The sequence below is a fragment of the cf. Phormidesmis sp. LEGE 11477 genome, assembly GCF_015207105.1.
Lineage (GTDB): Bacteria > Cyanobacteriota > Cyanobacteriia > Phormidesmidales > Phormidesmidaceae > Phormidesmis.
In genome coordinates, this window is record NZ_JADEXO010000011.1 from 22,736 (window position 1) to 46,000 (window position 23,265).

General features: G+C 50.9%; 24 protein-coding genes. 6 read left to right on the forward strand and 18 right to left on the reverse strand.

From position 1 onward, the window contains the following. The first annotated feature begins 1 nt into the window (after position 1). Positions 2-871, forward strand: coding sequence for an Rpn family recombination-promoting nuclease/putative transposase (locus IQ256_RS05555; protein ID WP_193854562.1), 870 nt, complete (start codon positions 2-4; stop codon positions 869-871). A 141-nt stretch (positions 872-1,012) separates the two neighbouring features. Here the strand turns inward: IQ256_RS05555 and gndA are convergent, their stop codons facing one another. The 3 genes from gndA to IQ256_RS05570 form a co-directional block, all read right to left on the reverse strand. Continuing rightward, a complete protein-coding gene (gene gndA, locus IQ256_RS05560; protein WP_193854563.1) occupies positions 1,013-2,422 on the reverse strand; it encodes an NADP-dependent phosphogluconate dehydrogenase in 1,410 nt (469 codons plus the stop codon). 144 nt (positions 2,423-2,566) lie between these two features. Further along, positions 2,567-4,450: a glycoside hydrolase family 10 protein gene (locus IQ256_RS05565; RefSeq protein ID WP_228024605.1), complete on the reverse strand. Its 1,884-nt coding sequence runs from the start codon at positions 4,448-4,450 to the stop codon at positions 2,567-2,569. A 28-nt stretch (positions 4,451-4,478) separates the two neighbouring features. Next, a complete protein-coding gene (locus tag IQ256_RS05570) occupies positions 4,479-4,826 on the reverse strand; it encodes a translation initiation factor (protein WP_193854565.1) in 348 nt (115 codons plus the stop codon). A 244-nt stretch (positions 4,827-5,070) separates the two neighbouring features. On the opposite strand from IQ256_RS05570, the gene IQ256_RS05575 reads away from it, so the two are divergent. Then, entirely contained in the window at positions 5,071-5,811 is a 741-nt protein-coding gene (locus IQ256_RS05575) for a rhomboid family intramembrane serine protease (RefSeq protein WP_193854566.1), read from the forward strand. Between the two features lie 124 nt (positions 5,812-5,935). Next, on the forward strand, positions 5,936-6,838 hold the full coding sequence (locus tag IQ256_RS05580) for a sulfotransferase (RefSeq protein WP_193854567.1): 903 nt from the start codon (positions 5,936-5,938) through the stop codon (positions 6,836-6,838). A gap of 42 nt (positions 6,839-6,880) precedes the next feature. Here the strand turns inward: IQ256_RS05580 and IQ256_RS05585 are convergent, their stop codons facing one another. Beyond that, positions 6,881-7,027, reverse strand: coding sequence for a hypothetical protein (locus tag IQ256_RS05585; RefSeq protein ID WP_193854568.1), 147 nt, complete (start codon positions 7,025-7,027; stop codon positions 6,881-6,883). A 91-nt stretch (positions 7,028-7,118) separates the two neighbouring features. Between IQ256_RS05585 and IQ256_RS05590 the strand changes: the two genes are divergently transcribed. Further along, positions 7,119-8,204: an ABC transporter ATP-binding protein gene (locus IQ256_RS05590; protein ID WP_193854569.1), complete on the forward strand. Its 1,086-nt coding sequence runs from the start codon at positions 7,119-7,121 to the stop codon at positions 8,202-8,204. An 84-nt stretch (positions 8,205-8,288) separates the two neighbouring features. Here IQ256_RS05590 and IQ256_RS05595 read toward each other — a convergent pair whose 3' ends face one another. The 4 genes from IQ256_RS05595 to IQ256_RS05610 all read right to left on the reverse strand — a co-directional run bounded on the left by IQ256_RS05595 (position 8,289) and on the right by IQ256_RS05610 (position 11,979). Further along, complete coding sequence (locus tag IQ256_RS05595) at positions 8,289-8,891, reverse strand: heme-binding protein (RefSeq protein WP_193854570.1); 603 nt, start codon at positions 8,889-8,891, stop codon at positions 8,289-8,291. 423 nt (positions 8,892-9,314) lie between these two features. Beyond that, positions 9,315-10,544, reverse strand: coding sequence for a trans-acting enoyl reductase family protein (locus IQ256_RS05600; RefSeq protein ID WP_193854571.1), 1,230 nt, complete (start codon positions 10,542-10,544; stop codon positions 9,315-9,317). Between the two features lie 250 nt (positions 10,545-10,794). Beyond that, positions 10,795-11,448 (reverse strand): intradiol ring-cleavage dioxygenase, encoded by a 654-nt coding sequence (locus tag IQ256_RS05605; RefSeq protein WP_193854572.1) that lies wholly within the window; start codon positions 11,446-11,448, stop codon positions 10,795-10,797. A 135-nt stretch (positions 11,449-11,583) separates the two neighbouring features. After that, complete coding sequence (locus tag IQ256_RS05610) at positions 11,584-11,979, reverse strand: phosphomannose isomerase type II C-terminal cupin domain (protein ID WP_228024612.1); 396 nt, start codon at positions 11,977-11,979, stop codon at positions 11,584-11,586. A gap of 607 nt (positions 11,980-12,586) precedes the next feature. Here IQ256_RS05610 and IQ256_RS05615 point away from each other — a divergent pair. Together IQ256_RS05615 and IQ256_RS05620 are read left to right on the forward strand one after the other, a co-directional pair. Next, positions 12,587-13,963 carry a DUF1800 domain-containing protein gene (locus IQ256_RS05615; RefSeq protein WP_193854574.1) on the forward strand — a complete coding sequence of 459 codons (1,377 nt, stop codon included), beginning with the start codon at positions 12,587-12,589 and terminating at the stop codon, positions 13,961-13,963. A 105-nt stretch (positions 13,964-14,068) separates the two neighbouring features. Further along, positions 14,069-15,313, forward strand: coding sequence for a DUF1501 domain-containing protein (locus IQ256_RS05620; RefSeq protein WP_193854575.1), 1,245 nt, complete (start codon positions 14,069-14,071; stop codon positions 15,311-15,313). A 72-nt stretch (positions 15,314-15,385) separates the two neighbouring features. On the opposite strand, the gene IQ256_RS05625 is transcribed toward IQ256_RS05620, so the two are convergent. The 10 genes from IQ256_RS05625 to IQ256_RS05670 all read right to left on the reverse strand — a co-directional run bounded on the left by IQ256_RS05625 (position 15,386) and on the right by IQ256_RS05670 (position 23,245). Then, positions 15,386-16,087, reverse strand: coding sequence for a Na(+)/H(+) antiporter subunit B (locus IQ256_RS05625; RefSeq protein WP_193854576.1), 702 nt, complete (start codon positions 16,085-16,087; stop codon positions 15,386-15,388). Beyond that, positions 16,084-16,437, reverse strand: coding sequence for a hydrogenase subunit MbhD domain-containing protein (locus tag IQ256_RS05630; RefSeq protein ID WP_228024607.1), 354 nt, complete (start codon positions 16,435-16,437; stop codon positions 16,084-16,086). Before IQ256_RS05630 ends, IQ256_RS05625 begins: the two co-directional genes overlap by 4 nt. Then, entirely contained in the window at positions 16,430-16,777 is a 348-nt protein-coding gene (locus tag IQ256_RS05635; protein ID WP_370623353.1) for a monovalent cation/H(+) antiporter subunit G, read from the reverse strand. Before IQ256_RS05635 ends, IQ256_RS05630 begins: the two co-directional genes overlap by 8 nt. Further along, on the reverse strand, positions 16,770-17,021 hold the full coding sequence (locus tag IQ256_RS05640; protein WP_193854577.1) for a hypothetical protein: 252 nt from the start codon (positions 17,019-17,021) through the stop codon (positions 16,770-16,772). The genes IQ256_RS05635 and IQ256_RS05640 overlap by 8 nt, the downstream gene beginning before the upstream one ends. Continuing rightward, positions 17,018-17,455 carry a Na+/H+ antiporter subunit E gene (locus IQ256_RS05645; RefSeq protein ID WP_193854578.1) on the reverse strand — a complete coding sequence of 146 codons (438 nt, stop codon included), beginning with the start codon at positions 17,453-17,455 and terminating at the stop codon, positions 17,018-17,020. Before IQ256_RS05645 ends, IQ256_RS05640 begins: the two co-directional genes overlap by 4 nt. Next, a complete protein-coding gene (locus IQ256_RS05650; RefSeq protein WP_370623354.1) occupies positions 17,452-18,966 on the reverse strand; it encodes a cation:proton antiporter in 1,515 nt (504 codons plus the stop codon). Before IQ256_RS05650 ends, IQ256_RS05645 begins: the two co-directional genes overlap by 4 nt. Then, the gene (locus IQ256_RS05655; protein WP_193854579.1) at positions 18,963-19,307 is read right to left on the reverse strand and encodes a cation:proton antiporter subunit C; all 345 of its coding nucleotides are present in this window, start codon (positions 19,305-19,307) and stop codon (positions 18,963-18,965) included. The genes IQ256_RS05650 and IQ256_RS05655 overlap by 4 nt, the downstream gene beginning before the upstream one ends. Positions 19,308-19,566: 259 nt before the next feature. After that, positions 19,567-19,923 carry a hydroxyisourate hydrolase gene (gene uraH, locus IQ256_RS05660; RefSeq protein WP_193854580.1) on the reverse strand — a complete coding sequence of 119 codons (357 nt, stop codon included), beginning with the start codon at positions 19,921-19,923 and terminating at the stop codon, positions 19,567-19,569. A gap of 10 nt (positions 19,924-19,933) precedes the next feature. Beyond that, a complete protein-coding gene (hpxO, locus tag IQ256_RS05665; RefSeq protein WP_193854581.1) occupies positions 19,934-21,097 on the reverse strand; it encodes an FAD-dependent urate hydroxylase HpxO in 1,164 nt (387 codons plus the stop codon). Between the two features lie 285 nt (positions 21,098-21,382). Beyond that, a complete protein-coding gene (locus IQ256_RS05670) occupies positions 21,383-23,245 on the reverse strand; it encodes an iron uptake porin (RefSeq protein ID WP_193854582.1) in 1,863 nt (620 codons plus the stop codon). Positions 23,246-23,265 lie beyond the last annotated feature (20 nt).

Here is a 23,265-nt window from a genome sequence, read left to right on the forward strand (position 1 = left end):
TATGCGTCGAGACGCCATCTTCTATCAGCTCTTTCAGCGCTACCCAGCCATCTTCTTCCAGCTCATCAACCAACAGCCCGAAGCGGTTCAACGCTACAGGTTTACCTCCGTTGAGGTCAAAGAACCGTCTTTTCGCATTGACGGTGTCCTTCTCCCGCCTGAAGACATCTCCGATAGACGCATCTTTTTTACCGAAGTACAGTTTCAAAAAGATCAGGGCATCTACCATCGCTTCTTTGCTGAACTATTCCTATACCTCTACCGAAACCAAGGTAGTTATGACAGTTGGCACGGCACCCTAATTTTTCCTAGCCGTCAGCTCTTACCAGAAGACGATCGAAACCACAAAATGCTACTCGATTCTGATCGAGTCCATTGCCTTTATCTAGACGAACTTGAAGAGTTTGAAGCTTTACCACTAGGCTTAGCACTCGTTAAACTCACAGTCGTATCTGAGGCAGAACTGATCTCCTTCTCCGCTCAGCTGATTCAGAAGGCAAAACAGCAGCCTGAGCCATTTCCACCGCTACCAGACATAATAGAACTAGTCACAACTGTCGCTGTTTACAAGCTAACAGCACTCTCGCGAGAGGAAATTGAGGCCATGCTCGATCTAGAGATCAAAGAAACCAGAGTATATCAAGAAATTAAAGAAGAGGGTCGTGAGGAAGGCCGTGAGGAAGGCCGTGAGGAAGGTCAGATGGCGATGGCTATCCTGATAGCAAAAGATTTGTTGAGAACCCCGATGCCACTAGAGGATATTGCGACCTTAACGAGGCTAGAGCTATCGAAAGTGATAGAGCTCCAGCAAGAGAGTGATGTCAACACGGAGAATACCGAGATAGGCGACTCTGATGAGGGAGAGACATAAGCTTCTATCAGGCTCAGCCTGTGTTTCCTTAGCCTCTTATCAAGTTTACAATCGCTGTCTAGTCATCAGAAAGCACTCTAAAGCCTAACCACGTTGCTTAGAGTGCTTTTTCAATATGAAAGTGCTAGCTGTTTGTGAGCTCTACTTAGGCCATTCGGTGTGGAAGATACCTTCTTTATCTGTGCGCTGGTAGGTATGTGCGCCAAAGTAGTCGCGTTGCGCCTGAGTTAGGTTTTGAGGCAGACGACCGCGACGGTAGCTATCAAAATAGTCTAATGACGCGCTAAAGGCAGGGACAGGAATACCAACTTTAGCAGCGGTAGCAATGACTTCACGCCAGGCATCTTGCCGATCTAAGATAGTCTGCTTGAACTCTGGAGCCAGCAGCAGGTTGGGTAACTTGGCATCTTGATCGTAGGCAGCTTTGATCTTGTTGAGGAAAGCAGCACGAATAATGCAGCCTCCTTTCCAAATGCGAGCGGTTTCTCCTAGGTCTAGATCGTAATTGTTCAAGGCTGAGGCTTTGCTCAGCAAGTCCATTCCCTGAGCGTAGGAGCAGATTTTAGAACAGTACAGCGCATCTCGAATTTTATTGACAAAGGCTTTCTTGTCACCGTCAAAGCTAGCGGTTGGCCCAGTTAGCTGCTCTGCTGCAATCAAACGCTCTTCTTTGATCGCGGACATAATTCTGGCATTCACCGCAGCGGTGATGGTGGGGATGCTGACGCCAATTTCTAGAGCGCTCATCACGGTCCAGCGGCCTGTTCCCTTTTGCCCTGCTTTGTCCATGATCAGCTCGACCAGCGGCTTGCCAGTTTCTTCATCCATTTTGGTGAAGATATCGGCGGTAATTTCGATGAGGAAAGAATCTAACTCTTCTGTTTTATTCCACTCAGCGAAAATCTCATGGAGCTCTTTGTGGCCTAGACCTAGCGTATTTTTTAGCAGGTCGTAGGCTTCTGCGATCAGCTGCATGTCACCGTATTCAATGCCGTTGTGTACCATCTTGACGAAGTGACCAGAGCCACCTTGGCCGATGTAGGTGACACAGGGCCCATCGTCTACTTGAGCGGCAATTTTGGTAACAATGGGTTCTATCGAGTCGTAGGCAGCTTTACTGCCACCGGGCATCAGGCTAGGGCCGTTGAGTGCGCCTTCTTCGCCGCCGCTGACGCCCATGCCAATAAAGTTGAATCCAGCCGATTCAAGGTCTTTGACGCGGCGCTCAGTATCTTCGTAAAGGGAGTTGCCGCCGTCGATGATCATATCGTCGGGATCGAGCAGTGGCTTGAGGCTCTCAATTACCATATCGACTGGTTTGCCCGCTTGAACCATCAGTAGAATGCGGCGAGGGCGTTCTAAGGCGGCAACGAAGTCTTCTAGAGAGAAGGTAGGGACGACGTTCTTTCCACCTGCTCGGTTCTCCATAAAGGCATCGGTTTTCGACCGGGAGCGATTGTAAACCGCGATTGGAAAACCGTTGCGTTCTACGTTGAGCGCAATATTCTCACCCATGACCGCTAGGCCAATCACACCAAAACTCTGTGCCATAAATTTTTCCTTGGTTATCCGTATCTTGCAGCGTTCAGCTATAAGACTTTAAACAACGCTGTTGACTTTTTCCATTAAGGAGAGAGGAAATTTTCGTGAGAACGCGGAATCTTCTTTCTTTTGACGGATTTTGCATAAGTATTTTTACCTAGCAACGGGATGAACTGCCTGGTTTGAGAAGAGTTCTGTCAAGGCTTGTTGACGCTGTGAGGGCGTACCTTCGCTGCTGAGGTTCCACAGGGTTTCGTAGAAAAAGAAGGAGACCCCGGCAAAGCCGCGATCGCGCACGGCTTCTACCTGCTCTGCGATCACCGGCATCGGCACCGATCGCGCCTTCAGGCCGCTCAGCACCCCTACGGCTGTGGGAATATGGCCGCGAGCGAATTCAGCCGCATCCTGTCCCATCTCCCAGACAAAGCGCCCTAAATCGGTGCGGTATAGCTGGATAATTAGCTCCTCGACATAGCCTCGCTTTACCCAGGTATCCCAGTCCTGCAAGTAGTATTCGTAGGCGAATGCGTGTGGATTGGGGGATACAGACATCACTGCTCGCGGGCGCTGGGTTTTGACGGTCGTGAAGACCTCACCCATAAAATCAGTGATCTTGTCGGCCCGCCAGCGAGTCCATTCAAAATCCTTGGCATCGGCGGGCGGACTTTTGCCATTGTGTTCTTGCTGGTAGAGGTTGACGGTGTAGGGATCGTAGCCGTAGGCGAAGGGCAGGCCCATATGGTCGTCTACCTGAAAGCCGTCAATGTTGTAGTTCGCTGACAGTTCGGCGATGAGCTGCAGCAAAAAGGACTGAACTTCGGGGTGAAAAGGATTGAGCCAAACGCGATCGTGAGCCCCTTCAGGGGTCGTCAAGGTGCCGTCCGCTTTTTGGGTGAGCCAGTCGGGATGGCGACGGGCTAACTCTGAGTCAGACGGGGCCATGAAGCCAAACTCAAACCAGGGCATCACTTTGAGATCGCGGCTGTGGCCAAGTTCGATGATTTCTCGAAGCATGTCGCGATCGCCCTGAGCGGCTTCTAGTTCAACTTTCCGTCCAGTTTTATCTAGATCGGGATACAGCCCTTGCCTGTAGCCAATTGTTCTTTCTGCTACAGCGCTGGGAAAGAGCGTCGTTCCCCAGTTCCAGACAGTGGGATAAACAACGTTGAAATTAAGATCCGACAGCGTGTCTAGGGCCTGTTCGAGGGCCGATCGAGAGAACAAAACGTCGCTGTCAATATTGGTCATCCAGACGCCGCGTAGCTCAGTTGTGGGCATCGCCGTAGCCGGTAAGCTAGCTGCTGATACGGCGCGATCGCCCGGAACAGTCGCGGCTGTGTTGGGGCTCAGGCTAGCTCTGCAGATGAAGGCAGCGCTATCGGCGACGGTGATGCTACGACGGGGAAACAGCAGCGCCTGATTATTTCTAGCGAGCCATCTACTGGCCAAAACCGACGGTTCTTTTTTAACCAGATAGCCAGCCGCTAGCGCTGCCGCCGTCCCTTCCTTAACGCTGCTAGGAATCAAGGCCGCATCTTGAAAAGTTGCCGATAAAAGCTGATTTGCCCGAGATTGATAGGGCGTTGCCGATCCAGAGACCAGAATGGCTAGGGCCTCGGCGCGGGCTACAGACCGCTGCGGACGAGCCTCTGTGCCCAAGGCTGACATCAGTAGCGCCGCCGCTTCAGAACCAGCTTCAAAGGTGAGTCCTAAGTATTCATTATTAGCGGCAAAAGCGCCGGGGAAAGCCTTTAGCACTGCGGTAGCAAACTCTATTTGGCTAATAGCGCTACGGGGATAGCGACTTTCTAGCACGCTGGGCTCAAAGATGCCCTGAAGCGTTAGTGAGGTCATACAGGGCGCAGCCCAGTGATTCGACCAGTGGCGACCCACTTCGATCGGCGTAGAGGCGTAGGCTTGGTTGAATTTGGTTTGTCCCAGGCCACTGAGCAGCGTCGAGCAGAAGATGCCAATAAGAAAGGCGAGGCCGAGCTGTTTGAGCCTGAAGAATTGCTGGGGTCTATCTAGTGAACGCATTCTGTCCCTGCCGTGGGCCATTTTCTAGCTAACCTCCGCTAATTTTCGCCTTGTAGCCTTTTTCGATTAATAAAGAGAGCAGTTTGGGGGCGTGCTCTCCTTGAATTTCGATAGTGTCATCTTTGACTGTACCGCCCGAGCCACAGCTAGCTTTCAGGCTTTTGGCCAGAGAGCCCAGTGTTTTGGCGTTGTGAACAAAGCCGCTGGCAATCGTGACGCTCTTGCCCTTGCGCCCTTTACGAGAAACTTGGACACGAATGTCTTGCTGGTTGGGGGGCAAGTCCGGTTCAGGCCGGGCGGTGGCTTCTGGCGGGCCAAATTCTGAATAAACTTTTCGATCCGTCGCTTTGTTTTTATTGCCTTTGCGGTTTGCCATCCGGGTTTGCTATTCGGGTTCGCTATTGATGTAGACGTGACCTGTTTGCCCCTCGAAAGGGGGATCGTCAATAGAATGGAATCTAGTAAATTTACATGAAAAGGGACACCCCTGCCCGGTTGCTTGTTCACTTGCTTGCTCACTGTAGCGATCTCCACTTTGCTCTTTTGTCCTCAAATCTGCTGAGCCGCTTGCCAACCTGGTCTAATGACTAGCTGCCCGTTATTCGCTGGAGAAATCTGTTTTGGTTCCTATTCGCGACGAAAATCCAATCACCACCACGCCCTATGTCACCTATGGGTTAATCGCCCTTAATTTGCTGGTGTTTCTATACGAAGCCTCGCTCAGCGGGCCTAGCCTAGAGGCTTTGTTTGATACGTTTGCGGTGGTGCCACGCGACTTGAGCGCTAGCTTTAATACGGGCCTGGGATTTCCTCATGTGACGGAGTGGGGGACGCTGCTGAGCGCGGAGTTTTTGCACGCTGGCTTTTTCCACGTGGGGGGCAATATGCTCTATCTGTGGATCTTTGGCAATAACGTTGAAGACCAGCTAGGCCATCTGAAGTTCTTTTGCTTCTATCTTGTCTGTGGCGTGCTGGCGTCTTTGTGTCAGTGGTATGTTGCGCCGGAATCGCCGGTACCTTCTTTGGGAGCAAGTGGGGCGATCGCAGGCGTTATGGGGGCATACATTTTCCGCTTTCCCAAAGTCCGCGTCCTCACCTTTATTCCTATTTTCTTCACTGCCTTTAGAGTGCCAGCTTTACTCTTCTTGGGCTTTTGGTTCGTCGAGCAGGCGCTCTATGGCTTCACTAGCCTGGGTGCTCCGGCAGATGTGGGCATGGGCGGCGGCGTCGCCTATTGGGCACATGCGGGTGGATTTGTGTTCGGCGCGCTGCTGGGCTATTGGCTAGGGCTGTTTAACAATATCGACAAAGAAGCGTCTGATTCGGCGGAGGAAATAGCCGACGTTATTTCTGGGGATTGATCATTACGTTTCTAGACGGGTGCGTCTTTATATAAGGCATTCAAGCTGGGCAGGCAGCCTTGAAGCACATCAAGCAGCGTTGAGCTGGGAAAGATGAAGCTGTGAATCGCTCGACCTTCCCAATATGGTTCTTCCTAACTTCTTGATTTTCGGTGTGCAAAAGGCCGGAACAACCTCTGTCTATAGCTACCTGCAGCAGCATCCGCAGGTGTTTATGAGCCCGCGTAAGGAGACTGAATTTTTAGGCAGAGATCCCGCGCAGATTGACAGCTCTTCTGATAAACCGCTGCTGACACCGGGTGGTAGAGCGCAAATCGTTACCCTCGAAGCGTATAAAGCGCTGTTTGAGGGCGTGACGAATGAAGTTGCTATCGGTGAAGCATCGCCGAATTATTTGTTCAGGCACGAGCGGGCAGTGCCAGCTATTCAAAAGTACGTGCCTAAAGCGAAGCTAGTGGCGATTTTGCGTAATCCGGTAGAGCGAGCCTATTCTGACTATTTGATGCATGTGCGGCAGGTAGTAGGTAACCAAAAGCCGCTAGCTGAGCAGATAGAGACGAGCGCAGAGTCTTCTTTTACTTTGCTCAAAGGGCGGTATTTTGCGGGGATGAAGCACTTTCTCGAAACGTTTGGGCCGCAGCAGGTGAAGGTATTTTTGTATGAAGACCTAAAAGGAGATGCGCCGGGGCTGATGAGGGATCTCTATCGGTTTATTGGGGTCGATCCAGAGTTCGCGGTAGATACGGGCCAGCGGCAGCAGACGGCAGCGGTACCCAAAAATCAGTCGGTCAATCGGCTGCTGCGTACAGATAATCCGGTGCGTTCGGCAGTGGGGACGCTGCTGAGAACGGTGATGCCAGAGGAAAAAAGGCAGGCATTGCGATCACGTCTAATCGCTGCTAATTCTGCTGGCAAAGAGGCGATGCCCCTGTCAGACCAAGACTGTCAGCGGCTCAAAGCCTACTACCGAGAGGATGTTCTGAAGCTACAAGATTTGATCAATCGCGATCTGTCCGCCTGGCTTTAGTTCGGAAAACAGTTCGGAAAACCCGGAGAACAGCGCGACTATTTAGGACAGCCAAAATCCTAGAAAACTCACTGGCGCTGGGAGCATTTCACCGCGAAAATCGAGCATCTGTACGAGCACTAGATATGTGATCGCCAGCAAAACAGACACAACTCCGGTGATGATAGCGACAGTTTTCGAGCGGTCCATATGCTTCTCTCGGTTGATATCTTGCTTGTGTTCTAGTGTTTAGTTTACTAGAGGTTCTTTTTGTCGAGCCTTTGTCCTAGGAATATCTATCATGACCGTGGCCTCCCCACCTTCGACCCCTCCACCTTCGACGACTTTACCTGCTACCAACGGCGTGGCCGCTTCGCCTCACCGCCCTGTGATCATTCGCACTGAACTGCTCAGAAAAGTCTACCGCACTGGCTTTTGGCTAAAGGCAGCGCCGCCCTCTCTCAAGCACTGCTCATTAGATATCTACAAAGGTGAGACCTTTGGTCTGCTCGGTCCGAACGGCGCAGGTAAAACGACGCTGCTAAAGCTGTTGCTAGGCATCATCCGCCCGACTGCAGGCGGTGCAACGCTGATGGGCCAACCCGCTGGCGATGGTCAGACCAAGGCAAAGATTGGCTACCTGCCAGAAAATCCATATTTCTATGACTATCTAACCGGTTGGGAGTTCCTCAGCTACACAGCGGGGCTGTTTGGCATCAAAGGCAGCGCTCAAAAGCGACAAATCACGTATCTATTGGATCTGGTGCAGCTAGACGTCCGCTCGGCGAAGAAGAAGCAAATGCGGCGCTACTCTAAAGGTATGCTCCAGCGAGTAGGGATGGCACAAGCGCTGATGAACGATCCTGAAATCGTGTTTTTAGATGAACCGATGTCAGGGCTAGACCCGACTGGGCGCTATCAGGTGCGTGAGATTATCCTGTCGCTAAAAGCGCAGGGGAAGACTCTGTTCTTTAATTCTCATGTGCTCTCGGATGTGGAAATGATCTGTGATCGCATTGCCATTCTCGATCAAGGCGAAATTGTCTGCATCGGTGCCATCAAAGAGCTGCTGGGCAATCCAGACTATTACAAAGTCAAGGGTCACGGCGGTAGCTTAGATGTGCTGGATACCTGGCTGAAAAATATCTCTTTTCGTGATGGCTATTGGTATGGCACGATGCACGGCGATCCGTTTGAGTTTATGTCTACTATGCGGCTGATGAAGGCCCAGATTGCCAAATTAGAAGTTGCCAAACCGACTTTAGAAGAGTTCTTTATGGAACAGATTCAACAGAGACGCTCAATTGCGGCGATTGAACAAGAGAGACTGGCTAGAAGCAAAGCTGGAAAGAAGCGGTGGGGAAGAGGGGGCGCGATCGCCCAGTAAAAGCTGTGTAGAATTTTTGCGGCTATAGCACCTATCAAGATTGGTGATGAGTTAGAAGCCTTCTTCTAGTCTGCCTAGCTAGCGCTATTTCCGCTGTATGGGAATTTGAATGTCGCTGCGCTTCAACACATCTGGAATAAACGGCCCGTCATAGAAAAAACGTCTAGGCGACCCTACCACGCTGTACTCAGGATGTGCCGCTAGCCAACCCTGCAACTGCTCAATGCCCTTCGTATAGATATCATAGTCATAGCCCCCTCTTACGCCGAAGCTAACGACTGTCATCGGCGGCGTGTCTTCTACATCTACGTCCTGTTCAACTTCTTTAGGCACGATATCCAAGCTCCGATACAGGAAAGAAACTGCGGTATCTCCTTGGGTTAGGACATCAGCTTGAAGCGTTGCTGCTGGATACTGCGCCTCTACTGGGGCAGTCATCGAAATGTCGTTATCGCTGATATGACGAAACAGCGGCGAGAACCCTCTAGAAGAGGCCGATCTCAAGTCCCCTTTGACTTGCACGGTCGCCGACCGATATGCCGGATATTGCTTAACTTCTATTTTTCCGTCACCAGTTGGCTCAGGGAAACCCTCTGGCAGCGGTGCAGAAGCTGCACTATAGGCACCAAACAGCATCGCTCCGACTAGAACCACGCCCAATACCGCTAACCCTTGACTCAACTTCATAGTGACAAACCCAACACGTCTGCACCTAGTCTAACGGTGTCTAACGGTGTCTAACGGTCTAAAGTCTTCTAGCATTGCTTCAGCATATCAATGGGTGAGAAGAGAAAGCGAGAAGAGAAACGCTTCTCTTCTTCTCAAGATTATTCGAGTTAGGCACACTGACGGCAGCTTGTACTACTCACCTGTAACTTTAGTCTGGTAGGCCGTCTGTAGGTCTGAAAACAGAATTAAGGAACGTGCGCTCAAATAATGTACCGGCAAGCACCTGCTTGTTGAGTCCTCTCCCTAAATCCCTCTCCTGAAGGGAGAGGGATTTAGGGAGAGGGCTAGCGGTACATTATTTGTTTGCGGCTCCCTAAGGTTGAGGCGGTTGCAATCAATTCAACCCAAAACTAAGAGGAAGCATAAAAATCAGCAGACACTTTAGCGTTCAAACGTCAGTCCAGCAGCTTTCACTAATCGCTCTATCAAACGATTGCCAAACATCGATGCAGGTGTCCAAAATCCCCCCGGCTTATCACTTTTAGCAAAGTCTTGAGCCATACACAGCCCTGCTTGCCCCAAAATCTTCGCTGTAGAGCCATAGCCAGGATCTCGATCTCCTAATACTTTGACTTCTATGGTTTTCCCGCTGGCCGTCACACCCCAAAAGCGCAAATCGTAAAACCCTTGTTCCTGTGACGCTTGGCTCGGACCTTCTCCCTGTTTGGGAATGATTGTGTTCTCCAAGAGTCGACGGGTGGCTGAGAATGCCGTGGCTACCGTTAAACCAGTGAGCGCTGCACTAAGCCCCTTCGCCGCTAGCCAGCCCTTGACGCTAGAACCAGTCAATACCGCCTCCTCGTACTGAAACCTTTTGCCGTAGGAATATCCCAGCAAAGCATTAGAGCGCAACACAATACGGGTATTGATAGCTGCCATTACAAACGGTGACACCCATTCTTGAAAGTCTAGGTCATACTGCACGGGTACCAGTGTTGGGGGATGCGTCACAGTGGAGGAATTGTCTGGGCATAGGGAATAGGGATTGTTTAGTTCCTGGCGCAGCCTAGAGCTGAGTCTTGCCTCTTGGATGATGTTGATGCCGCTAGCAACGGTGCCTCCAGAGACGCCGCCTTTCGCTGCTCTAACTCGCATTTTGATGCGATCGCAATACTCTCCTAACTGCTGTTGCGCCTGCTGTTGCAGGTAGTAAACGCCTAAATCAGAAGGGACAGAATCGAACCCGCAGCAATGGACGATACGCGCACCAGAACTTTGTGCAGCAGCTTGATAGCGCTCAAGCATCTGCCGAACCCATTGAGGCTCTCCGGTCAGATCGCAGTAGTCGGTTCCGGTCTCAGCGCAAACTTGTACCAAGAGTTCTCCATACAGGGCGTAGGGGCCGACGGTGGAAATAATCACTCGGGTTTGGGCACACAGCTCTCTCAAACTGGCCTCGTCAGTAGCATCAGCAGTAAGGTATGGCGGGCCATCTGCCCTGGCACCCAGTTCAGCAACAAGGGTCTCCAGCTTGGCCTGGGAGCGACCAGCGACGGCCCACTTAACCGAGCTGTCTACTTTCTGGTTGAGTAGATAACCACAGAGGATGCGTCCTACGAATCCCGTTGCGCCAAAGACGATCAGATCGTAATCAGGTTTGCGATCGCTCATCAAAATATTTCCGCGTTCTATAGGCGAGGCACCAGCCCTTGCTTTCTATATTATCTACTGATTGAAGCACCGTTTGCGCTTTGACCAGACAGCCTCTTGTAAACCAACTGCTAGATCGGAATTAGGAAGCACTTGTGAGAGATCTTCGATCGGCGAGGTTAGGCCGGTGCATACGTGGTTGATTTCTCCAACATCTACCAGAACAGCGAGTATCGTTGCTTAATAGTAGAACGCTCTAGAGTAGGACGCTCTAGCTAAGCACGAAGTCAAACTGAGCTTGCTTTCCATCAGGAGTATCTTGTACCACCATCAATAGCGCTGACTGAAAGAGAAAATCTCTTTCGTTAAGAGGCTCATTAGGAAGATAGAGCTGAGTAGTTAGTATCGAATAATTTGGGGCCTGCACTTTGATGTGTAGATGGCGGGTACGGCCAGGATACAGCCCTGGAACAATCGTTTCGATCCGGTAACGTCCTTCATTGTCAGTGAACTGATGCCCTCGTAGTTTGTTTCCTTCGTTGTCATATGTGCCCTGTGCATCTGCTTGCCATACGTCAACCAGGCTGTTGTCGAGCGGAGTGCAGTCGGTTGAAAGCACTTTCCCTGTCAAAGTGAGTCGAGTGCCTACCGTCTCTGATGACAATAGTGACTGGCGCTGAGGCGAATTAGGAGTGTAGAAAGGACCAGCAGTCTGGCTAGGCGTAAGCGTATGGCCTTCGCAAGCAGGGGTAGGGCTCAGCCGAGCAGATGAGGCTTGGGGTTGAGTCTGACCTTTGACAGTGGGCTTGGTAGCCTGAGAGCAGGCAGCGAAACCGCAGGCAGCAAAGAAGTAGGGCGATCGCCGCAGAAAACGGCGGCGGCTAGTGCGGCCTGCCCATATTCTCTTCGTTGAGTCAGTAATCATTTGAATCTCTGCGTTGAGCGTTAGTTTGCAGGAAGGGTAGTCACCTATCACCTCAGTATTAGCAGCAGGTTCATCAACGGCATCGCCCTAGTTGGTAGCTTCTCTACCATGTGCCAAGGTCTATCGCAAAGACATTCATTTTTTAGGAGAGTCATACTCGTCGTAGTCGCTCTGAAGCCGCATAATATCGTCTTCGCCAAGATATTCTCCACTTTGAACTTCTATGAGAACTAGGGGAATAGTGCCAGGATTTTCCAGCCGATGCGTTATGCAAGCAGGAATGTAAGTTGACTGGTTTGTGGCTAGGAAAGATTCCTCACTACCACAAATGACTTTGGCTGTACCTGATACAACGATCCAGTGTTCATTGCGATGCTGATGGGTTTGTAGGCTAAGCCGGTGACCGGGCTTTACTTCAACGCGCTTTATTTTGTAGCGTCTTCCTTCTTCTAAGACACTAGCAGCCCCCCACGGACGTAGCTTCTGCGAAGCAGCAGTATCAGCACCGGAGAACGCTTCAGATGAAGACATCCTGTTGGCTACGGATGCCTTTTTCCCATTGAGTGGTTCCTGCTTTTCTGTCATATCCATGACTGTCTATCAGACCAAAACGCTACATCGGTGAGTTGCCCTTTGATTCAAAGACAGATAATTAAGTACTTATCCATCATATCGGGTTGACGTTCGGCTTCAGTCTTGCTGATTTCAACGCTCTGTAGCTCGATCTGTCTAGTGAAAACAGCGCTTGAAGGGAACTGTGAAGAGCAGTCGAACCGCAGCGCGTATGAGTGAACACGGAAGCTCCACGATATTTGCCTGTTGCCAATCACAACGGCAAGCGTGACCAGATACAGACCGCGCTTGCTATTGAGCATTCTCCTCTAAGGCTCAAGGCTCAGGCTCATCCATATCATCGGTCCGGGTACTTAGATGCCAAAACTTGCCTGTCTTGTTGAGCGTACTCAAACTATATCAAGATGTTTTCCTAAGACATTGTTGTTATATGGCGGCGAGCATATGAAAGTTGAATGAAGATTTATTGATTTAGGCAGTAGCCAACCGCTGACAAAATGAATTCAAGAATAACTCGCTAGAATGAGCCCAGTCCTCTGTCTCGATTGTTACTTCGGTCTTGTCTGTGAATAACTCGCAAAAGATTACTCATGTGATTGAACGCCTGAGCTTGGGCGCTAGGCCGGGCGATCACACCCAAGTCCAACGCATGGGCGTGGAAACCTATATTCGCCAGCAGCTCAATCCAGACTCGGCTAATGAACCGGCTGCGCTGACGCAAAGGCTCAGCCAACTGCCCCATATTGACCTGTCGCCCAAAGCGCTGTTTGCCTACAACGCTGTTCCTAAAAAACCAACGAATGAAGAGCGTAGCGCCGCCAAACAGCGCCGGGTAAAAGTGGCGAGGGAGGCCGTTCAAGCCCGGCTGCTGCGCGCCCTAGAAAGTAACAATCAGCTACAAGAAGTGATGGTGGACTTTTGGTTCAACCATTTCAACGTCTATATGAATAGAGGTATTGTCCGGCTGCTGGTGGGCTCTTACGAGCATATGGCCATTCGCCCTCATGCTATGGGCAAATTTCGCGATCTGCTCGGAGCCACCGCTAAGCACCCAGCCATGCTGTCTTACCTAGATAACTGGCTCAACACCTCCCCCAACAGTCCTCGCGGTAGAAACAAAAAAAGGGGCCTCAATGAAAACTACGCTCGCGAGCTACTAGAGCTGCACACTATGGGCGTCGATGGCGGCTACACCCAAGCCGATGTCGAAAACCTAACTCGGATCCTGACGGGCTGGAGTATCGCTGGCGGCCAGAATGCGCCGGATGAAAGCGGCTTTCGCTTTGAGCCCAATCGGCACGATCCGACTGACAAAGTATTTTTAGGTCAGCAGATTGCCAGCGGCGGCGTAGAAGAAGGTGAAAGGGCTCTGGACTTGATTGCTCGTCATCCTTCTACTGCGCGTCATATTAGCTATAAGCTAGCTCAGCACTTTGTTGGCGATCAGCCCCCAGCCGCTCTAGTAGATCGGCTTAGCGAGCGATTCCGATCGAGCGACGGCGATATCCGAGTAGTCTTGTCAGACCTGTTTGAAAGTGACGAATTCTGGTCGCTCGACCACTACCAAACCAAGTTCAAAACGCCCTACCAGTATGTATTCTCTATAGCCCGCGCAGTTGGGCTTTCGTCACCTTCCGACCAGGTGCTAAGACGATTGAATGGCACCATGAGGCAACTAAGTATGCCGCTTTATGAGTGTCGTCCGCCTGATGGATATGCTCAAGTAGAATCGGCCTGGCTGAATGCTGATGCCATGATGCGCCGTACTAGCCTTTCTACTGCCGTTTATAGACTGAAAAAGGACAATCGGCCAGCGGCAACCAGTCTTATTTCTACGCTAGGCGATCAGCTTTCTGAGAATACGCTAGCCGCAGTGAATAGTGCATCTAACGGAATACAGCCGACTTTGATTCTAGGTAGTCCAGAAATGATGTATCGCTAGATCTGCTAGCTTCAAATTTCTTAGCGCCCGATTGCTCGACAATAGATTTCTTAACGCTAGATTTCTCCAAAGCCCCCTTTCTAAAGAAGAGTTCTAAAAACTGCTATGAGAAGACGTCAATTACTTCGACAAACCGCTTTAGCAGGTGCGTCTAGCCTAGTCGCGCTAGGGGCTCACGGTTGGGCTTGGCGCAGTGAGGCCCAGACCTCCGGGAATACCGCTGGGACCAGAATGCCTCGACTGGTTGTGGTCATGCTTAGAGGGGGAATCGATGGACTCAATGTCGTGGTGCCTCATCAAGACCTAGACTATTACGAGGCTCGGCCCACGATTGCGATCGCCAAACCAGGCGAAACTAATGGAGCGCTCGATCTAGACGGTCAGTTTGGTCTAAACCCTGATCTAGAGCCGCTAATGGCCCAATGGCAGGCCGGAAATCTGGCGTTTGTCCAGGCAGCCGGATCGCCTGTTGCCTCAAGATCGCACTTCCAGGCCCAAGACTATATAGAAACCGGTACACCTGGCGAAGCCTCTACCTCGATTGGCTGGCTCAACCGCCTCTTGGCCTTCTTACCGAACGGTACACCCACCACGGGGCTAAATGTGGGCTCGGGTGGCACGCTGCCGTTGATTCTCTCTGGGCCGCAAACGGTGGCAAACCTGAAGCTAACTGACCAGGGCAGTCCGCCTATGGCAATTGATCGGCCTCAGCTGCGAACGGCTTTTGACCAGATGTATGCGGGCGATGATCGAATCGCTAGAGTCTATCAAGACGGACGAACCGCCAGGGATGTGCTCTTGACTGAAGTCAACAATGAAAATATGGAAGCCTCTCGCGGCGCGCCTAAGCCGACTCGATTTGCTCGCAGCACCCGTCGTTTGGCCCAGCTAATGAAGAGCGATGCCAATACTCAGGTGGCCTTTATGGAGCTAGGCGGATGGGACTCTCATGTTGGCGAGCGCGGTATCCTGCGGCGTTTTCTGCCACTGGTTGGTACTGGGCTAGCGACCCTGGCACAGGATTTGGGGCCGCTCTATCAAGATACCGTCGTCGTCGTGATGTCAGAGTTTGGCCGTACCGTGCTAGAAAACGGCAATGCCGGCACCGACCATGGTCACGGCAACGTGATTTGGCTGATGGGCGGCGGGCTGCGCGGGCAGCAGGTGTATGGGCAGTGGCCTGGGCTGGATTTATCAGAGCGATATGAGTCGCGCGATTTGGCGGTGACCACTGACTATCGAGATGTTTTAGAGTCGGTGCTGCGGCCACATTTTGGTCTAGATGATCAGGCGATCGCACAGATTTTTCCAAACCATCAGGCTCAAAGCCGCCTAGAGCTGCTGTCGTAGCCAGTCACAAGCAGTGGAAAAACTCTCCGACTAGACCCATAGGGTGAGAAGTAGGGTTTAGGAAAAAGAGCGCTAAAGCAGCCCTCTATAGCGAATAAACAGCAGCACAGCAGACCAGCTACCCAAAGCGACTTTGATCGCGACCAATATATTCAATACCGGAATCCAGCCGCCGTCTAGCAGCGTACCTTGCGGCACCAGGTTTGGCGGCATGATACCTGACAAGGACAGAGCTGAGAATACAATAAAAATGAGAACAGAAACTTTTTCTAGCGTTGATGCTCGCCAGCGTTGATATATGGTCTCCATCAGCTTGGCATCAGAGACAATCACTACTAGGCCAATTGCGGTGCCGCCAGCTACACCCGCCGCAAAGCCACCACCAGGACTTAGGTGTCCTCGAATCGCCAGCTCGACTGCAATCAGCGCCGCAATTGTAGCGCCTAGCTTTGCTAATACAATTGAAGGATAGTCAGTAAACTGACGAATGTTGCTAGCGGGCTGCTCATCAGCGAGCAAGAATCGAACGCCCATAATCGCCAGCGTAAATACGACTACTTCAAAAATAGTGTCGTAGAGGCGGTTTCTAAAAATAATTCCAGAAACTGTGTTGGCAACACCACTTTCGCGGGCAACAACATCAACAACTGAAGGGGCAAGCGTCGCGGTAGAGTCTGCAGCGGTGCCCGCTAACGTCAGCGATGGCAAAAAACTAGGAGAAATTAGAATCTCTATAAATAGGATAATCCCAGCAGCAATATAGAGGTTTCTCATGGCGATTCCTCCAATGTCTGGCCCAAAGATGTCTGGCCTAATGTCTGGCTAGGCAAGGGCTGATTCGATTCCTGTTCCGACTTTTGAGAAGAGAAGATCGCGACAATATACAGCGTCATCGACAGCATTGTTCCTACTAGGGCCTCAGTCAAAGCGACATCAGCAGCGCCGAACATAGCATAGACAAGCGCCGCGATCGCACCCAAAATCCCTCTTAGAATCAGCGCCTGATATGGACTAGTCTGAAACACCAGCAGTCCGCCGACCATCGGCATCAGTGCCACGATTGCCAGCAGATAGCTCTGCTCCATCAGGCTCTCTGAGAAACCTTCAAAAAGATACTCAAGCATCTAGACCTCCTATTGTAGAACCGCCTGTTGGATCACTTGGATTAATTTTAATGCCAGCCGCACCGCAAACTGTACAAGAGTAAGCAAGCACGTAGCCCAAAACCGTATTCCAAACGCAAAGAGCAATCAAAGCCAGCACCAGCAAAGGCCATTCTCTAGGAATTTGAAACAACAGTCCAACAACAATGGCCATCGACCCTAGCGTATCGGAAACTGAAAGCGCATGCAGCTTGAACAAGATACCGCGATCGCCCAGCAGCGGCCAGCTACCCCACACCCAGAACACAACCCCTACACCCACACAAAACAAACTGAGAAAATTCATGATTGGTTCAGTCACTCTTCAATAGCCTCAACGCTTGCGACAGCAGCATCACCGCTGCATTTCCCATGCTGAGAATCAGCACGCCAGCTAGCCCAATCATCCAGTCATCTCTTAGCACTGAAATGATCAGCACAATTAAAGAGGTCTTCGTAGAGATACTGGCAAACGCTAGCATTCGCTCCCAGACGCCCTCGTCGCGACAGGCGCTGGCGATAGGAATCAACAGCGCTAAAATCATCACAATCAACAATCCATTCATGGCTGCTCCTGCCTACTGTGTCCGTTCTGACGAGGAGGTTCTACATAGTGAACCTCGTAAAAGTTGTTCTCATCATGTCGAATGACAATTGTTTTGGGCGTGTAGGTAATCAAAAACACGTCTAAGAAAACTAAGGCGGGTGGTCTTCTTGGTTTCGACCTAATCTGTCCTATGGTTTCACCCGAATGAGGCCGGAAGATCATCTCCACCGCCTCTATATAGGCAGTAGGAATCGCAATCAGTAGCTGCCGAGCTTCGCTGGCCCACTCTCTCAAGGAATCTGAGCGAGGCCTGGAGGAATCTGACGGCTTCATACTTTGATGCGGCAGTAGTAGGGCGATCGCCACGCCGATGATGACATTTGTTGGACCTGTATCTGCGGTTAGCAGCAGCCAAAGCGTCAGCTTGAAAATAAAGCCAAAGAGCCTATTCATATCGCACCCCTCCTTGAAATACCCCATAGAAATATGACCAGCACTAGGCTCATAACCCCCATTAGATGCTCAAACCGTTCGGGCGCGGTAGGTAAAGCTAGTTTGATTTTTTTGAATATCAGCAGATAGGCCAGCCAGCCAGCCCCAATAGTCCCTAGCGATTGGACTACCTTCTGAACGCTGTAGGCTTCTAGCGTCAGTCCGCCAACCGCCACCAGTCCTACCGTCAGCAGCAGCATAGCCGCCCAAAACCAAACATCGGTTCTACTTTTCGAGGGCTTAATCGCGGGAAGGTTAGTCGCCGGCAGGTTAGTCGCTACAGCGAGATCGCCAACCTTAGGACTAGCCGCAAACGGTAAGAATATGAATTTGGCGAAGGCGATCGCACTGCCCACCGCCACCACGCTAAGTGTCCAAAGCGGCCAGCCAGCCAGCGCTTCGAGCGTCAGCGCCTTGGCCCCGTACCCTGCTAACAGCGGGAAACCAGAAATCGATAGCGAGGCAATGGTTAGCCCGGCCCACAGCTCTCGCTTCAGCGGCGATTGCTGTAGCACTTCAAACTGACGGCTTGGCAGATTTCCAGCAATCAAGAACAGCATTGCTTTTGCTAGGCCGTGGCTGAGCGCGTACAGCCCGGCCACCACTGGTGCTACCAAGACAAATCCCATTTGCGAGATTGTGCTCCAGGCTAGCAGTCGCTTAGTGTCTTTTTCTAGAATGGCGCAGCTAGTTCCTAAGATAGCCGTCGCCACGCCAAAAAGCTGGACAACGGGCGAGATTTCTTCGACAAGCAGCGCACAGCGCACTAGCGGAAACGCCCCCGTCTTAATCACCGCCCCCGACAGTAAGGCGGAAACAGGCGTATCTGATTCTGAATGCGTCAGCGGTAGCCAGAGACCAGAGACGAAAATGCCGCCTTTAGTTAACAGTCCGATGAATATCAGCGCGATCGCCTCTCCAGGCGCAGCCGCCAACCCGCCAAAAGCAAATGACTGGTTAGCCTGATAGACCAGCACCGCCCCCAGCAAATAAAATAGCATCGCCGTATTGCTAATCAACAAATAGCGCAGTCCTACCCAGAGCGCCCGGTCTGTGCGGGGATAGACCATCAGTAAAAAAGCTGACACCCCAATCACTTCCAAACCTACATACAGACTCATAAAGTCCGCACAAACGAAAATGGCATTTACACTACCGTGCAAAATCAGCACTTGCGTATAGAAAAAAGCGCCTTTGTCAGTCGGCCAGCAATAGAGCACAACAGCCATCATCACTAGCGCATTTAGCAGCACAAAATATCCGCTCATCTGATCGATTAGCAGCGACACGCCAAAGCTATCGATCAGCTGTATCGTCAGTGGCGCAGGCAAAGCGATCTGAAAAAGACCTACGCAGACAGAAAGCAGCATCATAGCCAGGGCCAGCATTCGAGCCAGACCAGGCAGCAAATAGACCGCAAACCCTATAAACAAAGGGATTGCGATCCAGGCAATCATTACAGTTTCTATCACCCGGCTGACTCCTCTATCTCATCACAGTTTAGAGAAGGGTAGTGGTTTGAGAGCTTCATCACGCCCACTAGCATCAGCGCCTGAATGGATAGCCCAATCACAATTGCGGTCAAGATCACCGCCTGGGGCACCGGGTCTGCATAAATGACACCTTCAGGCGAATCATCGGCCACAATCGGCGTAAAAACCCCCGTACGCGCCGCTACTAAGACATAGAATGAAATGACACCCGTACTCATTACATCCATCGATAGCACTTTCATCAGCAAATTCTTCTTGAGCAAGATGCCGAAAAAGCCGAATAATACGGTGATGAACACGCACGCTTCCAAAAAGATCATCCTGTCTCCCTCAGTTCGCAACCCATACTTCACAGTCTATAAGTAATAGTTAATAGATTATCTGAGGTTCATAGTCATTAGTCAATGGTAGATTAATTTTCATTGACTGCACTCTATTTCGCAAGCTTGCTAGAAGCACGACCTTTTGTTGAGTCGTATAGAAGCTCTGTACAGATTGCTATACGCTCGGCGTTATGTACTCGGACGCTATGTATTCGGCGCAAAGTACTCAGCGACAATGCGACCAGGACGACCACTTCTAGCTTCCTCGGTAGGTGCTGTAAGACCAGGGCGAGACCAGCAGCGGGACATGATAGTGAGCTGTCAAATCGGCGATGCCAAACCGAATGGGGATAGCGTCTAGAAAAGGGGGACTAGGTAGAAGATCTGTTTTTTGCGCGAAGTAAGGGCCTGCCATGAACAGCAGCTCATAGCTACCGACAGCCATAGTATCAGCCTGTAATAGAGGGCCATCTGTTCGGCCATCTTCATTAGTGATATGGCTAGAGACTTTCTCGTGTTTTTGCGCTTCTAATTTCCACAGCTCTATAGTCATCCCTGCTGCCGGACAGCCGTTTGCAGTATCTAGTACGTGAGTAGTTAGCTTCCCTTCCATAGCGTCTTGCCTACCCCATCGGTCCCGCTAGAATTGTTCTAGAAATCGCATTCATAATCTTCTGACCATCTTCTTTGGCTAGCTCAGCGTACCATTGCTCAGTTTTTTCAGGCTCTTTTCCGTGAGTCATATTAGATCGCTTTCTTGCGCCTAACACGATCCCTGCGACTCTCTCCTTGCGGCTTGCCTCGTAGCGACTCAGCGCATCTTCTACGCTCAAGCTAGTTGTCAGCAGACAGTTCGCCAACGTCCAAGCATCCTCCATCGCCTGACAGCCACCCTGGCCCAGATCTGGAGAGGTGCTGTGGGCCGCATCGCCGATCAGCGCCACTCGCCCTTTGACCAGTGTCTCTAAAGGTTCGATATCGTGAATTTCCACTCGGTTGGTTTTGTCAGGATCGAGTTGTTGAATCAGATTTTGTACGGGTTTGGCCCAGCCTTCAAAGTGTTCGGATAGTTCTGGTTTGAAGCGGGTAGAATCTCTTTCGGTTCCTTTTGGCAGTGGCACATCGAAAAAGAAATAAAAGCGATCGCCGCCTACTGGCATCACAGAGGCTCGCTGACCGTTGCCGACATAGATATCCCAGCTATCGAGCGGGGCGATATCATCGCTAGCAGGCACCAGCCCGTTCCAGTTTACATAGCCCACATATCGACGCTCCGGCTTGTGTCCTAGTACGTGAGTGCGAATGATCGAGTGCGTCCCGTCAGCACCTATCACTAGATCACCTGATGCTCTGTGCCCATCTTCAAAAATGGCCGTTGCGCCCTCAGCATTTTGTTCTACCGCAATGCAACGCCTGCCTAGCTGTACATTGCTTTCGCCGACCGCTTCTAACAGCATCATCTGCAAGTCTGTTCTAGAGACTGGATAAGGCGATTGGCCAACTTCTTCTATCAGCGGCGATAGGCTAAATCTGGTCAGCAATTCGCCTGATTTGGCATAGTAGGCCATCTGCTGCATCGGCCCACCGATTTTAGAAATCTCTGGCCCTAGCCCTAGCCGATTGAGTACCTTGACGCCATTAGACCACAGCGAAATTCCAGCGCCTGCTGGACGCAGTTCACTGACGCGGTCATAGATTTCTACTTCATAGCCCGCTCTTTGCATGGCGATCGCAGTTGTTAAACCACCCATGCCCGCACCGACAACAACAACCTTCAGATTTTCCATATGAAAATGTCAGACCCCGTAAAGTAAAAAGAATTTAGTAGATTTTCAAAGACACCTAGGTAGACTAGTACTACTCATTTAGTGCTATTCAGCCTTAGTGCTAATCAGTCGGCATTTACTCGAAACTATTCTTACGATATTCTCATCATTCTAAATTAGAGCGCAGCTATTATCTGCATAGACGGATACTCAAGACAAACTGCATTCTCCACATCTAAAGGGTCTATACCCACGAGTAGCGCGCTGCCCTAATAGACGAACAAGTTAAAAGGAAGCCAAAGCAGTCTAAAAAGACACCTGTGCCTGCAAATTGAAAAAGAGAAGATCGGGATTTTCCTCAAAGTTGTTGGCGTTCATCACCCAGTAGAGAGAAGGAATAATTGCTAGATTAGGCGATACCGGATAGCGATAGGTTACTTCGACTTCTCTTTGGATCGCACCATCGCCACCGCCAGCGATTAAAAATTCCTCTCCGTCTAAGACTTCAAAAGGCTGCAGATAGGAAACAACTGCCTGCGCGCCAGGTTTGAACAAGTCTGGAAATGCTACTCCAGCTTGAATTGACTGAGCATTCACATCTCCGCCTTCACGTCCTGCTGTCGACGGGTTTAGATTGGTGCTGCCGTAGCTATAGCGGCCAAACAGGCCAAATCCCTTAGTCACTAGCCAGTCGAAATTGAACAAAAATGTGTCCGCAGTGGCGTTGTTCAAAGGGCCGCCTTCGCCGTCATCGGCCAGGCCATACAGCGGCTCACTGACTGCGCCGCCGACAATGCCAAACTGATTGGCCTCTAGATTCGAGCGCGTGTACAAGAATCTCAAATTAATATCGTCGGTGGGATAGATGCCGAGCTGCCCGGTCAACGTGTTTGCCCCACCAAACAGACCACGCTGCGGGTCGCTAGAAGATCTCGGCCCTGATAAGAATTCTGTATTCTCAGCGAGGTAACCCACTCGCAGATCGGCCCATCTCGCCAGATCGATTTCAGCCACTACGCCTGCGCCTCTATCTACCGCGTTGACCTGCGTACCGCCACTAGAGTTGAAGCTGTTGGCACCCGTTTTGAAAAAGGTAAAACGGTTGTTGTCAAAGTGTCTGTACCAGTTGACCCGAGGACCGATCGTAAAAGAAAGCCGCTTGCCGACCGGGAAGGAGTAGAACACTTCTCGGATGACGGGTTCATCATCTTCAATCACTCTAGAGAGCGTGAAGGGCGTGCCATAGGTGTTGAACAGTCCGGCTGAGGTGAAGTTGTTGGCCGCTGAAGTGGCATCGCCCGCCGCTATCTGAATTTGCAAGCGGTCTTGCCCGGTGAAAGAAGAGGTCAGATCTAGCCAGGTCAAATAACCAAAGGTCGGCTGAATATCGCTTTCGATCGATTGAACTAGGGGGTTGCCATCGACGTCGCGTCCGCCGGCAAAGGGGTTGGTTGCGATCGCCCGTTCGGACAAAACATCATCACCTGCTACGGCGTAGCTCAAGTAAGCAAACACGCTACCGCTGAGCTTGGTCGTGGTTGAAAACTGATTGGCCTCTAGCTCTGCAACATCTGCTTCTAGGTCAGTTACCTGGGCACGTACGGCTTCTAGGTCTGTAGCAAACTCCTCTTGTAGTCGTTCGAGTTCAATCAGATCGACATCGGTCATGAGGCCGAATGATATGACGTCGAGGCAGGCATTGAGCCCGGCGGCGAACTCGTAGCGAGTCATGGCGCGATCGCCCCTAAAAGTGCGATCGGGGTAGCCCTCTAGACAGCCATATTCTTCTACTAGTCTCTGAAGCGCTATATAAGCCCAGTCGTCAGGTTCTACGTCGGATAGTTCAGAAACGGTAATGATCTGAGCGATGTCAACTTCACTGCTTTCTACAACATTGTTGTCTACGACAAGCGTTTGTGTCTTCTCTAGCGTTGTGGTCTGTTCCCTGTCGGAGTGTAACCCTTCTGTTGTAGATTCAGTATTGAAAGACTTTGTAGTATCAGCTTCTTCTAAAGCAATATCTTCTAAAGCAGTGTGTTCTAAAGCATTGCCTTCACCCTCTACGGTGGTGCTCACTGCTTCGAGAGTAGTAATACTTTCTACATTAGTACTTTCTATCGCATCACTGGCCTTAGCTACGTGGATAGAAGCTCCATCATAAATAGCCAAAAATAATAAGACCTGAAAAG

Excerpts from the sequence above, each read along its gene's own strand:
- IQ256_RS05555 (WP_193854562.1), top strand. The coding sequence starts at position 2 with ATGCGTCGAGACGCCATCTTCTATCAGCTCTTTCAGCGCTACCCAGCC.
- gndA (WP_193854563.1), bottom strand. The coding sequence starts at position 2,422 with ATGGCACAGAGTTTTGGTGTGATTGGCCTAGCGGTCATGGGTGAGAAT.
- IQ256_RS05565 (WP_228024605.1), bottom strand. The coding sequence starts at position 4,450 with ATGCGTTCACTAGATAGACCCCAGCAATTCTTCAGGCTCAAACAGCTC.
- IQ256_RS05570 (WP_193854565.1), bottom strand. The coding sequence starts at position 4,826 with ATGGCAAACCGCAAAGGCAATAAAAACAAAGCGACGGATCGAAAAGTT.
- IQ256_RS05580 (WP_193854567.1), top strand. The coding sequence starts at position 5,936 with ATGGTTCTTCCTAACTTCTTGATTTTCGGTGTGCAAAAGGCCGGAACA.
- IQ256_RS05585 (WP_193854568.1), bottom strand. The coding sequence starts at position 7,027 with ATGGACCGCTCGAAAACTGTCGCTATCATCACCGGAGTTGTGTCTGTT.
- IQ256_RS05590 (WP_193854569.1), top strand. The coding sequence starts at position 7,119 with ATGACCGTGGCCTCCCCACCTTCGACCCCTCCACCTTCGACGACTTTA.
- IQ256_RS05595 (WP_193854570.1), bottom strand. The coding sequence starts at position 8,891 with ATGAAGTTGAGTCAAGGGTTAGCGGTATTGGGCGTGGTTCTAGTCGGA.
- IQ256_RS05600 (WP_193854571.1), bottom strand. The coding sequence starts at position 10,544 with ATGAGCGATCGCAAACCTGATTACGATCTGATCGTCTTTGGCGCAACG.
- IQ256_RS05605 (WP_193854572.1), bottom strand. The coding sequence starts at position 11,448 with ATGATTACTGACTCAACGAAGAGAATATGGGCAGGCCGCACTAGCCGC.
- IQ256_RS05610 (WP_228024612.1), bottom strand. The coding sequence starts at position 11,979 with ATGTCTTCATCTGAAGCGTTCTCCGGTGCTGATACTGCTGCTTCGCAG.
- IQ256_RS05620 (WP_193854575.1), top strand. The coding sequence starts at position 14,069 with ATGAGAAGACGTCAATTACTTCGACAAACCGCTTTAGCAGGTGCGTCT.
- IQ256_RS05625 (WP_193854576.1), bottom strand. The coding sequence starts at position 16,087 with ATGAGAAACCTCTATATTGCTGCTGGGATTATCCTATTTATAGAGATT.
- IQ256_RS05630 (WP_228024607.1), bottom strand. The coding sequence starts at position 16,437 with ATGCTTGAGTATCTTTTTGAAGGTTTCTCAGAGAGCCTGATGGAGCAG.
- IQ256_RS05640 (WP_193854577.1), bottom strand. The coding sequence starts at position 17,021 with ATGAATGGATTGTTGATTGTGATGATTTTAGCGCTGTTGATTCCTATC.
- IQ256_RS05645 (WP_193854578.1), bottom strand. The coding sequence starts at position 17,455 with ATGAATAGGCTCTTTGGCTTTATTTTCAAGCTGACGCTTTGGCTGCTG.
- IQ256_RS05655 (WP_193854579.1), bottom strand. The coding sequence starts at position 19,307 with ATGATCTTTTTGGAAGCGTGCGTGTTCATCACCGTATTATTCGGCTTT.
- uraH (WP_193854580.1), bottom strand. The coding sequence starts at position 19,923 with ATGGAAGGGAAGCTAACTACTCACGTACTAGATACTGCAAACGGCTGT.
- hpxO (WP_193854581.1), bottom strand. The coding sequence starts at position 21,097 with ATGGAAAATCTGAAGGTTGTTGTTGTCGGTGCGGGCATGGGTGGTTTA.